Source organism: Herbaspirillum huttiense (assembly GCF_047300815.1).
GTDB lineage: Bacteria > Pseudomonadota > Gammaproteobacteria > Burkholderiales > Burkholderiaceae_D > Herbaspirillum > Herbaspirillum huttiense_A.
The window spans coordinates 4,201,006-4,214,273 of record NZ_CP178608.1; the positions used below are offsets into that span (position 1 = coordinate 4,201,006).

A 13,268-nucleotide genomic window follows, 5' to 3' on the forward strand; every position below is an offset into this window, starting at 1 on the left:
GAAATCCATGATTGAAGCGAATCATTGATCTTGCTTCAATGGGAATCCGATTTCCTTTGCCTGCCCGCCATGTCCCTGCGCCTGTCTTCTCCCGCTGGCCGCGTCCTGCTGACCGGATCCTTCGGCTGCGCCATGACGGTGCTCGATACCAACGTGGTGGGCATCATCCTGCCTACAGTGGCGCGCGATCTCGGCGCCACCTTCAGCCAGATCGAATGGGTGGTCAGCAGCTACGTGCTCTGCTTTGCCGCCCTGCTGCTGCCGGCCGGTGCCATCGCCGACCGCTATGGCCGCAAGCGCGTGCTGCTGGCGGGCATCGCCCTGTTTGCGCTGACCTCGCTGGCCTGTGCCCTGGCGCCCACGGCACCGGCCCTGTATGCCGCACGCGCCCTGCAGGGTGTGGGCGCCGCGTTCCTGCTGGCGCCGGCACTGGCGGTGGTGGGCCACGCCTTCCACGAGGAGAGCCAGCGCGAACGCGCCTGGGCCCTGTGGGGCGGCATCATGGGCCTGACCATGGTGCTGGCCCCGCTCATCGGCGGCGCGGTCAATACCCTGCTGGGCTGGCGCTGGGCGTTTGCGGTCAACCTGCCCGCCTGCCTGCTGCTGGCCGCAGCGGTCTGGCGCCATGTGCCGGAGTCGCGCAATCCGCTGCCACGGCCGCTGGACCCCTTGGGCATCCTCAGTTCCTCCAGCGCGGTCTTCCTCTTGACCTGGACCCTGATCACCGGGCCGGAACACGGGTGGACCAGCGTTGCTTGCGTCACCCGCGCAGTGGGTGGCGCTCTTTTATTCACCCTCTTCATCGCCTGGGAGCGCCGCTGCGCCCATCCGATGCTGGAGCTGTCGCTGTTTCGTCATAGCGGCTTCGTCGCCGCCGTCGCCGCCATGTTCGCCTATGCCGCCTCGGCCCAGGTGATGGCCTCGCTGCTGCCACTGTTCCTGCAGAATGCGCGCGGTCTGGGCGCGGGCCAGGCAGGCCTGGCGATGCTGCCGTTTGCGCTGGCCATGCTGCTGCTGCCGCAGGCCGGACGCGTGCTGGGGCGCTGGCTGTCCTCATCACAGATGCTGGCGCTGGGACTGAGCGTGACCGCCCTGGGCAACCTCCTGATGATGCTGGCGGCGCAGTCGGCGGCGCATGGCTGGACCGTGCTCGGCATGGCCGTGCTGGGCAGCGGCGGCGGCCTGCTCAACGGACAGACGCAGAAGGCCATCATGGGCAATGTGCCGCCCGAGCGGGCCGGCATGGCCTCGGGTATCAGCACGACGGCCCGCTTCACCGGCGTGCTGGCCGGTTTTGCCGGGCTGGGTGCGGTGCTGGCAGAGACCGCGCGCCATGCCATGACAGCGGCACTGGCCACGCTCGATGCGGCTGCCGAGGCACCAGACTTCATCGACCGCGTACTGGCCGGCGACCTGGCACAGGCTGCGGCCCTGCTGCCGCAGCACGGTGCGCAGGCCATGACGCTGGCGCGGCAGGCCTATGGCCAGGGCTTTGCGCATGCCTTCGCAGCGGCAGCCTTGCTGGCGGCGGCTACCACGCTGCTGGTGCTGTGGTCGATGCGGCGCGTCGCGAGCCGGCAGGCTGTGGCCGGGAACGCATAAGTTCATGCGAAAGCATTCGTGGCCGCCGGGGTGCGCAGGTTCCACAATCGGAGACCCGCCAGTCTTCCCCGAGGAATCCGCATGTCCCAGCCACCCAAAGCGCCGCAGCAGCTGCACCTGAACGTCAACATCCTGCATTCCGGTTTCATCCCCTCCGCCTGGCGCCTGCCGGGGGCCGATCCGCACGCCTTCGTGAAGGCCTCGCATTACGTCGAGGTGGCGCGCATCGCCGAGGCAGCCAAGTTCGATGCGGTCTTCCTGGCCGACAATGCGGCCATCATCGAGCAGATCGACTTCCGCCCCATCACGGCGCTGGAGCCGACCGTGCTGCTGGCCGCGATTGCGGCCGCCACCACGCACATTGGCGTGATCGGCACGGCCTCCACCAGCTACAACGAGCCCTACAACATCGCCCGCCGCTTTGCGTCGCTGGATCACGTCAGTGGCGGGCGCGCCGGCTGGAACATCGTCACCACGGCCGACCTGCCCTCGGCGCGCAACTTCGGGCTGGAGCAAGTCCCCGACCATGCGGCGCGCTATGCCCGCGCCGACGAATTCACGCTGGTGGTCAAGGCCTTGTGGAACAGCTGGGAAGAAGATGCCGTCGTGGGCGATGCCGCCAGCGGCCGCTTCATCGACGACACGCGCGTGCATCCGATAGCCCATCGCGGCGCGCACTTCCAGGTGCAAGGGCCGCTGAACCTGCCGCGCACGCCCCAGGGCCAGCCGGTGCTGGTGCAGGCCGGCGGCTCCGGCGATGGCCGGGAGCTGGCCGCGCGCCATGCCGAAGCCGTATTCTCGGCCGCCCACACCATTGAGGAAGCGCGCGCCTACCGCCTGGCTATCCACGCCCGCGCCGCCGCACTGGGACGCCAGCCGCAGGCAGTGAAGATCCTGCCGGGCCTGGCCACCATCATCGGTGCCACCGAAGCGCAGGCATTGCAGCGGCGTGACGAACTGATCGACATGATTCCGTGGAGCTACAGCCTCAAGCGTTTGGCGGGCATCCTGGGCGTGCCGGTGGCGAGCCTGGATCTGGATGGTCCCCTGCCGGACAAGCTCGCCCTGCCCAATGGCGGCAATGGCAACCACACCTTCTTCCAGGCCACGCTGTCGCTGGTGCGCGGACGCTCACACACGGTGCGCGACGTCATCCGCGCCCTGTGCGGCGGCGGCGGGCATCGCGTGCTGGTGGGTACACCCGAGCAGATCGCCGATGAGATCGAACGCTGGTTCAAGGCAGGCGCGGCCGATGGCTTCAACCTCATGCCCGATGCCCTGCCCGGCGGGCTGCAGGACTTCGTCGATGGCGTGGTACCCCTGTTGCAGCAACGCGGTTTGTTCCGATATGACTATGAGGGCAGCACCTTGCGCGAGCACCTCGGACTGGCGCGTCCGCTGGCGCCTGCCGGCAGCGACGCCACGGCGCGGGCGGCATGAGCCCGGCCGGGTGAAGAAAGTGCGCAGAAGCCGGAAACAATGAAGGCCGCGCCGGTACACCCGGCGCGGCCTTTTTGCTGGAGAGCGGCTCAGTTCTTGCCGAGCTTGAGCGTGCTGGTGGCGCTGAAATAATCGGGCAAGGTGAAGCCGTCATAGAAGGGTTCCGAGCGGATGGCCTTCTGGAAGAATTCGGAACGATAGGCCTGCACGATGTCCTGTGCATAGGTCTCCTCCTGCTTGGTCTTCTTGACGGCCACCACGTTGATGTAGGGCGACTTCATGTCTTCGAGGATGAAGGCCTCGGAGAGCTTGAGCTTGGCGAAGATGGCGAAGTTGCCCTGGATCGCCGCGAAATCGGCATCGTCCAGGGCACGCGGTCCCTGGGCGTTTTCCAGCAGGACCAGTTTCAGGCCGACCTTGTTTTCGACCACGTCCAGTTCAGTCACGTCCACCGGCTTGTTCTCGCGGATGCGAATCCAGCCCAGGCGCTGCAGGATCCACAGCGCCCGCTGCAGGTTGACCGGGTCATTGGGCACGGCCACCGTAAAGCCCTTCTTGAGATTGTCCAGGCTCTTGTGCTTGCGCGAATACAGCCCCATCGGCGGCGTGGGGACCTGCACGATGCCGACCAGGTCGGTCTTGTTGCGTTCGTTGTAGGAGGCCAGGAATACCGAGTGCTGCATCACGTTGGCATCGATGTCGCCTTTGAAGACGGCGCTGTTGGCTTCCAGTCCGGTGGAGAATTCGTAGTAGCGGATCTTGTAGCCCTTCTGCTCCAGCTGCGGCTGCACGCCCAGCTTGAATTCATCGATGTAGGGGCCGGGCACGAAACCGAGCTTGAGTTCGCGGGCAGGCGGTGCGGCCTGGGCGCTGCCGACCAGGGCGGTAGCGAGGAGGACGATGTGCGACAGGCGCAGCAGGGGCTGCAGGGACTTCAACATGGCAGGTTCGCTTTCCGGGAGAAGAAGGGTCGCCTGCCAGTGTAGGGAGACACAGTGCGGAATTGAACGAAGCAATCCGCATGTCGATAGTTGATCGTTGCTCGCCGAGGCAAGCGCGGGACTTGGCTCAGTGCCCGTCTGCACCCAGCAACGCAGCCAGGCGCGGCAGCACCGCTTCGGCATCCTCGCGCAGCTTGAAGGCCAGCAAGTCATCGGCGCGGGTCACGCCGCGGTTGATCGCCACCACCGGCTTGCCGGCCGCGGCCACCGTGCGCGGGAAGCGAAAGCCCGACAACACCATCAGCGAAGAGCCGATCACCAGCATGGCATCACAGGCCTGGGCCGCCGCCTCGGCCTGGGCCGTGCGCGCGGGCGGCACGCCATCGCCGAAGAACACCACATCCGGTTGCAGCATGCCGCCACAGGCCACGCAGGCCGGGACATGGAAGGCGGCATCAGCCTGCGGTTCCAGGCGGGCGTCGCCATCGGGCAAGGCCTCGGCCTGCAGGTCAACGAAAGCGGGATTGCAGCGTGCCAGCTCCTGCTGGATCTCGGCACGCGGATAGACGGTGTCGCAGGCCAGGCAGCGCACCGCATGGATGCTGCCATGCAGTTCGATCACGTCGCGGCTGCCGGCCTGCTGGTGCAGGCCATCGACGTTCTGGGTCAGGATGCCGCCGAGATGGCCGGCCCGTTGCAATTGCGCCAGCGCGCGATGCGCCGCATTGGGCGCGGCCAGCGCCAGGCGTGGCCAGCCCAGCATGCTGCGCGCCCAGTAGCGTTTGCGGGCCGCTTCCGATTGGCGGAACTCGGTGCCCTGGATGGGCAGGCGGCCACGCCGCACGCCGCTGTCGTCGCGGTAGTCGGGAATGCCGGATGCGGTACTGATGCCGGCCCCGGTCAGGACCAGCACCTGGCGGCGGGATTGGAGCAGCTCCGCCAGCGCAGCCAACGGGCCGGTCCCGGGCGCTTCTTCGGCGGGGGCAAGGGGGGCGGCATCCGCTACAAGGGACAGGCTCTGGCTCATGGACAAACTCGCTGGAGAAATCACGACAGCCGCCAGCCTACGCGAAATTGCCCGCGCCTGCAGCGCTCAGGCGCGGCGCTGGACCTCGTGCGGCGGCACCGCCTGGTCCAGTTCGCCCAGGCGGCTCAAGAGCGCCGGATAGCCAAACAGATAGCCTTGACCCTCCTGGCAGCCTTCCTCTTCGAGGATGGTGCGCTGGGCTTCGGTCTCCACACCCTCGGCCAGCACCGCCACATTCAGGCTGTGGCCCAGCGCCAGGATGGCACGCACGAAGGCCTTGGCCTGCTGGCTGGTTTCGAGCTCACTGATGAAGCTGCGATCCAGCTTGATCTTGTCGAAGGGAAAGCTGCGCAAGGTTTCCAGCGAGGAATAGCCACTGCCGAAATCGTCCATGGCGATGGTCACGCCCATGGCCTTGAGTTGCTGCAGCAGGTGCAGCGCACGGTCGCGGTCGGCAATGAGGGCGGTCTCGGTCACTTCCAGTTCCAGCCTGTGCGCAGGCAATCCGGTGGACGCCAGCACGGCGCGCACCTTTTCCACCAGGCCGGCGTTGGACAATTGCAAAGCTGAAAGATTGACGGCAATGCGCGGCTGCAGATTCCACAGCACGGCCTCGCGGCAGGCATGCTCGAGCACCCAGTCGCCGATGGCGCTGATGGCGCCGCATTCTTCGGCCACCGGGATGAAGATCCCCGGCGGGATCAAGCCCTGGGTCGGATGCTGCCAGCGCAGCAGCACTTCGTAGCCGGTGATCTCGTCGCTGCTCACCGCCCGCTGGATCTGGAAGTTGAGGAAGAACTGCCCCTGCTCCAGTGCCACCCACAGGTCGCGCGCCATGGCGCGGCGTGCACGCGAGGCCTCGTCCATGTTGGCTTCGTAGTAGCAGATCTTCTCGTCCAGGCTCTTCTTGGCGCGATACATGGCCAGGTCGGCATTGTTGAGCAGTTGCGCGCGGTCGATGGCGTCGCCGGGGAACAGCGCCACCCCGAGACTGGCGCCCGGCACGATGTCGGTTTGCGCAAGGCGCAGCATGCCGGTCAGCGCGCGTTGCAGGCGCGTGATGAAGTCGCTCAGCTGGCGCGGATGACGGATCAGCTTGAAGGCAACAAATTCGTCGCCGCCGAAGCGCGCCACCATTTCGTTCTCGCCGACACTGGCCTTGAGGCGGCGGCCCAGCTCGGAGAGCAGCTGGTCGCCCACGCCGTGGCCGAAGGCATCGTTGACTTCCTTGAAGCCATCCAGGTCGATGCTGACCACGGCCACCTGCTGCTGGCCCGGCTGCAGCGTGGACATGGCTTCATCGAGCCGCTCCAGGAAATGGACGCGGTTGGGCAGCCCGGTCATGGCATCGTGGCGGGCCATGAAAAGAATCTTCTCGCTGGTTTCCAGCTGTTCGGTACGGTCGCGGGTGATCTTGGCAAAGCCCAGCAGCGTGCCGTCTTCCTGGTAGATGGGATCGATCACCACATGGGCCCAGAAGCGCGAGCCATCCTTGCGCACGCGCCAGCCCTCATCCTCGAACTTGCCCTCGCGCAGGGCGATGGCCAGGTTGGTCTCGGGCAGGCCGGCCAGGCGGTCGGGCACTTCGTAGAAGACCGAGTAATGCTGGCCGATGATTTCCTCGTCGGTGTATCCCTTGAAGCGCCGGGCGCCGGCGTTCCAGCTGGCCACCACGCCATCCGGGCGCAGCAGGTAGATGGCGTAATCCTTGATGCGCTGTACCAGCAGGCGGTAAGCGTTGGCGGAACTGTATTCGGTCAGGTCATCTTGCTGGCTCATGTCGGCCTCTCCCAAGGGCGCTTGCCGGACCTGCGGTGCTCGCCCCCCCGACGGGCCACCGCAAGCAGTGTTCCGTAGCGGAGACCCGGCCATGCTGTTGAAGCCGCCATTGTACGCCGGACGGAAGACGCCCCTCCTCGGGAATTCCCTGAGCTGCGGGCGGCGCCGAACGCGATTGTCCGAATCTCCCTATAATTCGCCTGCAACTTTCACGGCGCCCCCGGCCCGCAAGGCTGAGCCAGCGTCGACATAAAAATTCTTCCGCCAAAAGTTCGAGGAGCAACAAACATGCGGCTACTACTTCTGCTGCCTTTCATCGGCCTGCTCTGGGTCCCCTTCTACAACGCCGAATTGCCGAGCCTGTTCGGCTTTCCCTTCTTCTACTGGTACCAGTTCGCCTGGGTCCCGCTGACTTCGCTGATCATCTGGCTGGTCTATCGTGATGGCCTGAAAAAGGGAGTCGAATAATGGAGACCTCCAACATCCACTGGACCGCACTCTGGGTCTTCCTGTTCTTCTTCGCCCTGGTCACCGTGATGGGCTTCCTGGCCTCCAAATGGATGGCCGGCCCCAGTAACAAGGGTGCCCACCTCGATGAGTGGGGCCTGGGTGGCCGCAACTTCGGCACCTGGATCACCTGGTTCCTGGTCGGCGGCGACTTCTATACCGCCTACACCGTCATCGCGGTGCCGGCGCTGGTCTATGCGGTCGGGGCCTACGGTTTCTTCGCCCTGCCCTATACCATCCTGGTCTACCCGATCGTGTTCGTGATCATGCCCAAGTTATGGCATGCAGCCCACAAGGCCGGCCACGTCACGGCGGCCGATGTGGTGTGGGGACGCTATCAGTCGCGTCCGCTGGAGTTCGCCATTGCGCTGACCGGCGTGGTGGCCACCATGCCCTACATCGCCCTGCAGCTGATCGGCATGGAAGTGGTCATCAAGGCCCTGGGCCTGACCGGTGAACTGCCGCTGCTGGCGGCCTTCGTGATCCTGGCCCTGTACACCTACTCGGCCGGCTTGCGGGCACCGGCCCTGATCGCCTTCGTCAAGGACATCATGATCTACATCGTGGTGCTGGTGGCGGTGGTGGTGGTGCCGGCCAAGCTGGGCGGCTATGGTGCGGTGTTCAGCTCGGCGCGCGATGCCTTCGCGCTCAAGGGCGGCGCGACCGGCCTGACCCTGAAACCCACGCAATTCCTGCCCTTCGCTTCGCTGGCATTGGGTTCGGCCCTGGCGGCCTTCATGTATCCGCACACCCTGACCGGCATCTTCGCGGCCAAGGATGCCAATACCATCCGCAAGAACGCGGTGTTCCTGCCGGCCTATACGGTACTGCTGGGGCTGATCGCGCTGCTGGGCTACATGGCCTATGCGGCGGGCATCAAGGTGCAGGCCAACAACGACGTGGTGCCGGCGCTGTTCAATGGCTTGTTCCCGGGCTGGTTCGCGGGCTTTGCCTTTGCCGCCATTGCCATTGGTGCGCTGGTGCCGGCGGCGGTGATGTCCATCGGCGCCTCCAACCTCTTCACCCGCAACTTCTGGAAGCCCTACGTCAATCCTGGCATCAGCCATGAGGGCGAGGCCAAGGTGGCCAAGGTTGTGTCGCTGGTGGTCAAGTTCGGTGCGCTGGTGTTCATCCTGTTCCTGCCGACCAAGTTCGCGCTGGACCTGCAATTGCTGGGCGGCGTGTGGATCCTGCAGACCTTCCCGGCGCTGGTGTTCGGCCTGTTTGTCGGCTGGTTCGGCGCCCGCGCGCTGCTGTGCGGCTGGGCCGTGGGCATCGTCGGCGGCAGCTGGCTGGCCTTCAGCGATGGCATCAAGCCGGTGCACAGCTTCCTGGTCGGCGGCGAGACCTACACGCTCTATACCGGCCTCATTGCGCTGGCCCTGAACGTGGTGGTGGCGGTCATCGCCAACCTTGTCCTGGGCAAGAGTTCGCAGCCTGCATTGAAGCGTTGATGTGATGATGCAAGGATGCATCGCAGTTTGGGCCAGCGATGCATCTGCGCATCACGCTGCTACTGGAATGCGCTGGCGTTATCCCGAAAGTTGCAACGCTCGCGCATGAAAAAATGCTCCTCGATTGAGGAGCATTTTTTTTGCCTGGCGATACGAGTTGACGCTTCATCGCGCCCCAAACCCACGCCCCATGGCGACCGGTTCAGAGCTTCTCGGTCTCCCCGCTCTTGGGCTGCCACTTCATGAGCCGTTTCTCGATCACGCCCACGGCCAGGTCCAGTACCAGCGCAAAAACGGTCAGCACGACGATGCCGGCAAAGACGGTGTTGATGTCGAAGCTGCCCTCGGCCTGCAGGATCAGGTAGCCCACGCCACGCGCCGAGCCCAGGTATTCCCCCACCACCGCACCGACGAAGGCCAGGCCAATGGACGTGTGCAGGCTGGAAAACACCCACGAGGTGGCCGAGGGCAGGTAGACCGTCCGCAGCAGCTGGCGTGCATTGGCGCCCAGCATGCGGGCATTGGCCAACACCACCGGGCTGACTTCCTTGACGCCCTGGTAGACGTTGAAGAAGACGATGAAGAACACCAGCGTCACCGCCAGCGCCACCTTGGACCAGATGCCCAGGCCGAACCACATCGCGAAGATCGGTGCCAGGATCACGCGCGGCATGGAGTTGGCCGCCTTCACATAAGGATCGAGGATGGCCGAGGCGGTCGGCGAGAGCGCCAGCCACAGGCCGATGGCCAGGCCGAAGACGGTGCCGATGAGGAAGGCCAGCACGGTTTCGGTGAGCGTGATCAACAGGTGTGAATAGATTTCTGCCGGGAAGCTGAGCGTGAAGAAGGTGGTGTCGCCCATGCCCACTTCCAGCGAGCCGCTGCCGACGGTGAACCATTCCCAGATGCGCTGCGCCACCTTCAGCGGTTCGCCGAAGAAGAAGGCGGTCTGCGGATTGCGCGTGGCCACGTGCCAGACCAGCAGCACCACGGCCAACACCATCAGCTGCCAGAAACGGATGTTCTTGTGATTCGGTTTAAATAATTTCCACATGATGCTGAGTCTCTTCCCTGATCTTTTCGGTACGGCTTACGCTGCGCGCTTTTGTTGTTGATAGCCCTTGAGCACTTCATCGCGCAGCACATCCCAGATTTGCTGGTGCAGTTCGACGAAACGCGGATGCATGCGGATTTCGGCCACGTCGCGCGGGCGCGGCAGGTCGATCCTGAATTCACCGATGGGGTGCGTGCCGGGGCCGGCCGCGAGGACGATGACGCGATCGGACATGGCGATGGCTTCATCCAGATCGTGGGTGATGAAGAGCACGGCTTTCTTCTTGGCGTTCCACAGGTCCAGCACTTCGTTTTCCATCAGCTGGCGGGTCTGGATATCGAGGGCGGAGAAGGGTTCGTCCATGAGGATGATGTCCGGGTCCAGGATCAGCGTCTGCGCCAGCGCCACGCGCTTGCGCATGCCGCCGGAGAGCTGGTGCGGATAGCGGTCGCCGAAGCCTTGCAGGCCCACGCGCGCCAGCCATTGTTCGCCCAGTTCTGCTGCCGCCTTTTCGTCCTGGCCGCGATACTGCAGGCCGGCGATCACGTTTTGCAGCGCGCTGCGCCAGGGCATCAATGCCTCGGCCTGGAACATGTAGCCGGCGCGGCGGTTGATGCCTTTGAGTTCTTCACCGAAAACCTTGACGCTGCCCGAGGACGGTTGCAGCAGTCCGGCCCCGACGTTGAGCAAGGTGGACTTGCCGCAGCCGGTGGGGCCGACCACGGAAACGAATTCGCCCGGCGCGATCGAGAGATCCGTATTGGCCACGGCGGTGTAGCGCTGGGAACGGTCGTCCTTGGAGACGAAGGTGCAGGTGATGTTGTCGAACTGAAGTGCTGGCGTCATGGTGGTGCGGGCGGCTGCGGCCCGGTAGGAGAAGACGAAAGAAGCTCAAAGGAAGCTCAGCGCTCCCGGCCCAAGATGCGCAAATGCCCGTTGCCGGGCATTTGCGGTGCATTCGCACGGACCGGGAACGCCGGGCCTGCGCTTACTTGTACTTGGCGTTGGCCTTCTGCACGAAGGAATTGGTGAAGGTCTTCGACAGGTCGATCTGCTTGTCCGCCAGCGAGGGCTCGAAAGCCTTCAGCGTGCGCAGCGCCGTATCCGGACCGCCTGGCGGGAAGTAGCCGTCGGGTGAAATGGCCTGGCGCACCTTCATGAAGGCATCGATGTAGAGCGAGCGGTCGCCCAGCAGGTAGCTTTCCGGGACGGCCTTGATGATGTCGGAAGGACCGGCCTTCTGGATCCACTTCAGCGCGCGCACCATGGCATTGGTCAAGGCTTGCGTGGTGTTGGGATACTTTTGCACGAAAGCCGCCGGTGCATACAGGGTGGCCGCCGGCATCGGGCCACCGAAGACATCATTGGTGTCCTTCAGGGTACGGGTGTCGGCAACGACCTTGACCTCGTTGTTCTGCTCCAGCATGGAAATGACCGGATCGAGGTTGGCGATCGCATCGATCTGGCCCGAGCGGATGGCCGAGATGGCCCCGGCTGCGGCACCCACGCCGATGAAGGAAACATCGGTGGGCTTCAAGCCCGCCTTGGCCAGCACGTAGCTGGCCATGATGCTGGTGGAAGAGCCCGGTGCGGTGACGCCGATCTTCTTGCCCTTCAGGTCAGCCACGGTCTTGTAGTTGGGCATGGTCTTGTTGTTGACCGCCAGCACGATCTGCGGGGCCCGGCCCTGCAGCACGAAGGCCACGATGGGCTGGTTCTTGGCCTGCATGTTGATGGTGTGTTCAAATGCGCCCGAGACCACGTCGGCGCTGCCACCCACCATGGCCTGCAGCGCCTTTGCACCGCCGGCGAAGTCGGAGATCTCGACCTGCAGGCCTTCATCCTTGAAATAGCCGAGCTGCTCGGCAATGGTCAGCGGCAGGTAGTAGAACAGGTTCTTGCCACCCACGGCGATGGAGACCTTGGGTTTTTCCAGCGCCTGCGCGCCGGCACTGCCGTTGAATGAAAAATAGCCGGCCAGGAACAGGCCAGCGGCGATCAGCAATTGCTTCCAGCTCAATTTCATTATGTCTCCTCCGTGTGTGGATGGGGGTGCTGCTCTGTACTGCTTTATGTACTGCTTTATATGCTGCTTTGTGTACTGTTTCATGTACAGCATTCGGTACGGAATTGGCTACGCAATGCTGTGCAGAATCCTTCAGAGCACGCCGTCGTCCCGCAGCTTCTTGATGTGGGCCTCATCATACCCCAGCGATTGCAGGATTTCATCGCTGTGGGCGCCCAGCTCCGGGCCCAGCCACCGGGTCTGGCCGGGCGTCTCGGACATCTTGGGCGTGATGCCCGGCAGCTTGACCGGCGTGCCGTCGGCAAACTGGTGCTGCTCGAACATGTCGCGCGCCAGGAATTGCGCATCGCTCATCATGTCCTTGACCGAATAGATCTTGCCGACCGGGACATCGGCCGCCTGCAGCGTGGCCAGGGCCGAATCGATGGTCTGCGTGCTGCACCATTGCTGGATGGCGGCATCGATTTCTTCGGTGCGCGGTACGCGGCCGTCGTTGCGCGCCAGGCCCGGATCATTGGCCATGTCGTCGCGGCCGATGGCACTCATCAGGCGCTTGAAGATGGCGTCGCCATTGCCGGCGATGACGATGTTCATGCCGTCACCCGTGGTGTAGGTGTTGGAGGGGACGATCCCGGGCAGCGCGCCGCCGGTGCGTTCCCGCACCACGCCGGCGAAATCGAACTCGGGCACCATCGATTCCATCATGTTGAAGACCGCTTCGTACAAGGCCACATCCACCATCTGGCCCTGCCCTGCCACGCAGTGCGCGCCGGATTTGCCGTTCCAGCGGCCACCGGTGACGTCGCGATGGCGCAGCGCCATCATGGCCCCGATCACGCCATGGAGCGCGGCGATGGAGTCCCCGATGGAAATGCCGATACGCACCGGCGGACGGTCCGGATGGCCGGAGACGTAGCGGATGCCGCCCATCGATTCGCCGATGGCCCCGAAGCCCGGCAGGTCGCGCAGCGGGCCGGTCTGGCCGTAGCCGGACAGGCGCACCATGATGGTGGCGGGGTTCAGCTGCTTCAAGTCCTCATAGCCGAGCTTCCACTTTTCCAGTACGCCGGGGCGGTAATTCTCGATGATGACGTCGGCGTCCAGGGCAAGCTGGCGGGCGATCTCCTGGGCGCGCTCATCCTTCATGTTCAGGGTGATGCTCTTCTTGTTGCGCGCCTGGACCGACCACCACAGCGAGGTGCCGTCCTTGAGCACGCGCCACTGGCGCAGCGGATCGCCATTGCCGGGCGCTTCGATCTTGATCACCTCGGCGCCGAACTCGGCCAGCATGCGCGAGCAGAAAGGCCCCGCAATCAGCGTGCCCAGTTCAAGAACCTTGATGCCGGCCAGCGGGCCGGGCTTGGATGTGGCTGTGCTCATCGTGCTTGCACCGGGCGCCTGGCAGGCGCGGCCTCCGGTGTTCTCCTCTTGGTCGATG

General features: G+C 64.7%; 11 protein-coding genes. 4 read left to right on the top strand and 7 right to left on the bottom strand.

Features of this window, described 5'->3' with window-relative positions; genetic code table 11:
- Nucleotides 1-24: 24 nt before the first annotated feature.
- On the top strand, nt 25-1,602 hold the full coding sequence (locus ACLRDN_RS19240) for an MFS transporter (RefSeq protein WP_413457597.1): 1,578 nt from the start codon (nt 25-27) through the stop codon (nt 1,600-1,602).
- An 81-nt stretch (nt 1,603-1,683) separates the two neighbouring features.
- A complete protein-coding gene (locus ACLRDN_RS19245; protein WP_413457598.1) occupies nt 1,684-3,042 on the top strand; it encodes an LLM class flavin-dependent oxidoreductase in 1,359 nt (452 codons plus the stop codon).
- An 89-nt stretch (nt 3,043-3,131) separates the two neighbouring features.
- Here ACLRDN_RS19245 and ACLRDN_RS19250 read toward each other — a convergent pair whose 3' ends face one another.
- The 3 genes from ACLRDN_RS19250 to ACLRDN_RS19260 all read right to left on the bottom strand — a co-directional run bounded on the left by ACLRDN_RS19250 (nt 3,132) and on the right by ACLRDN_RS19260 (nt 6,789).
- On the bottom strand, nt 3,132-3,983 hold the full coding sequence (locus ACLRDN_RS19250; protein WP_413457599.1) for a MetQ/NlpA family ABC transporter substrate-binding protein: 852 nt from the start codon (nt 3,981-3,983) through the stop codon (nt 3,132-3,134).
- A 127-nt stretch (nt 3,984-4,110) separates the two neighbouring features.
- Nucleotides 4,111-5,010 carry an NAD-dependent protein deacetylase gene (locus tag ACLRDN_RS19255; RefSeq protein ID WP_413457600.1) on the bottom strand — a complete coding sequence of 300 codons (900 nt, stop codon included), beginning with the start codon at nt 5,008-5,010 and terminating at the stop codon, nt 4,111-4,113.
- A 66-nt stretch (nt 5,011-5,076) separates the two neighbouring features.
- Entirely contained in the window at nt 5,077-6,789 is a 1,713-nt protein-coding gene (locus ACLRDN_RS19260; protein ID WP_413457601.1) for a putative bifunctional diguanylate cyclase/phosphodiesterase, read from the bottom strand.
- 288 nt (nt 6,790-7,077) lie between these two features.
- On the opposite strand from ACLRDN_RS19260, the gene ACLRDN_RS19265 reads away from it, so the two are divergent.
- Together ACLRDN_RS19265 and mctP are read left to right on the top strand one after the other, a co-directional pair.
- The gene (locus ACLRDN_RS19265) at nt 7,078-7,257 is read left to right on the top strand and encodes a DUF3311 domain-containing protein (RefSeq protein ID WP_034332747.1); all 180 of its coding nucleotides are present in this window, start codon (nt 7,078-7,080) and stop codon (nt 7,255-7,257) included.
- Nucleotides 7,257-8,750 carry a monocarboxylate uptake permease MctP gene (gene mctP, locus ACLRDN_RS19270; protein ID WP_413457602.1) on the top strand — a complete coding sequence of 498 codons (1,494 nt, stop codon included), beginning with the start codon at nt 7,257-7,259 and terminating at the stop codon, nt 8,748-8,750. Before ACLRDN_RS19265 ends, mctP begins: the two co-directional genes overlap by 1 nt.
- A 202-nt stretch (nt 8,751-8,952) precedes the next feature.
- Here the strand turns inward: mctP and ACLRDN_RS19275 are convergent, their stop codons facing one another.
- From ACLRDN_RS19275 to ACLRDN_RS19290, 4 genes are all read right to left on the bottom strand, one after another.
- Nucleotides 8,953-9,804, bottom strand: a complete 852-nt coding sequence (locus ACLRDN_RS19275; protein ID WP_413457603.1) for an ABC transporter permease — start codon at nt 9,802-9,804, stop codon at nt 8,953-8,955.
- Nucleotides 9,805-9,840: 36 nt separating this feature from the next.
- Entirely contained in the window at nt 9,841-10,650 is an 810-nt protein-coding gene (locus ACLRDN_RS19280; protein WP_259433068.1) for an ABC transporter ATP-binding protein, read from the bottom strand.
- A 142-nt stretch (nt 10,651-10,792) separates the two neighbouring features.
- Nucleotides 10,793-11,830 carry an ABC transporter substrate-binding protein gene (locus ACLRDN_RS19285; RefSeq protein ID WP_413457604.1) on the bottom strand — a complete coding sequence of 346 codons (1,038 nt, stop codon included), beginning with the start codon at nt 11,828-11,830 and terminating at the stop codon, nt 10,793-10,795.
- Between the two features lie 132 nt (nt 11,831-11,962).
- Nucleotides 11,963-13,210, bottom strand: a complete 1,248-nt coding sequence (locus ACLRDN_RS19290; RefSeq protein ID WP_413457605.1) for a CaiB/BaiF CoA transferase family protein — start codon at nt 13,208-13,210, stop codon at nt 11,963-11,965.
- Between the last annotated feature and the right edge of the window lie 58 nt (nt 13,211-13,268).

Excerpts from the sequence above, each read along its gene's own strand:
- ACLRDN_RS19260 (WP_413457601.1), bottom strand. The coding sequence starts at position 6,789 with ATGAGCCAGCAAGATGACCTGACCGAATACAGTTCCGCCAACGCTTAC.
- ACLRDN_RS19250 (WP_413457599.1), bottom strand. The coding sequence starts at position 3,983 with ATGTTGAAGTCCCTGCAGCCCCTGCTGCGCCTGTCGCACATCGTCCTC.
- ACLRDN_RS19280 (WP_259433068.1), bottom strand. The coding sequence starts at position 10,650 with ATGACGCCAGCACTTCAGTTCGACAACATCACCTGCACCTTCGTCTCC.
- ACLRDN_RS19285 (WP_413457604.1), bottom strand. The coding sequence starts at position 11,830 with ATGAAATTGAGCTGGAAGCAATTGCTGATCGCCGCTGGCCTGTTCCTG.
- ACLRDN_RS19255 (WP_413457600.1), bottom strand. The coding sequence starts at position 5,010 with ATGAGCCAGAGCCTGTCCCTTGTAGCGGATGCCGCCCCCCTTGCCCCC.
- ACLRDN_RS19290 (WP_413457605.1), bottom strand. The coding sequence starts at position 13,210 with ATGAGCACAGCCACATCCAAGCCCGGCCCGCTGGCCGGCATCAAGGTT.
- mctP (WP_413457602.1), top strand. The coding sequence starts at position 7,257 with ATGGAGACCTCCAACATCCACTGGACCGCACTCTGGGTCTTCCTGTTC.
- ACLRDN_RS19265 (WP_034332747.1), top strand. The coding sequence starts at position 7,078 with ATGCGGCTACTACTTCTGCTGCCTTTCATCGGCCTGCTCTGGGTCCCC.
- ACLRDN_RS19275 (WP_413457603.1), bottom strand. The coding sequence starts at position 9,804 with ATGTGGAAATTATTTAAACCGAATCACAAGAACATCCGTTTCTGGCAG.
- ACLRDN_RS19245 (WP_413457598.1), top strand. The coding sequence starts at position 1,684 with ATGTCCCAGCCACCCAAAGCGCCGCAGCAGCTGCACCTGAACGTCAAC.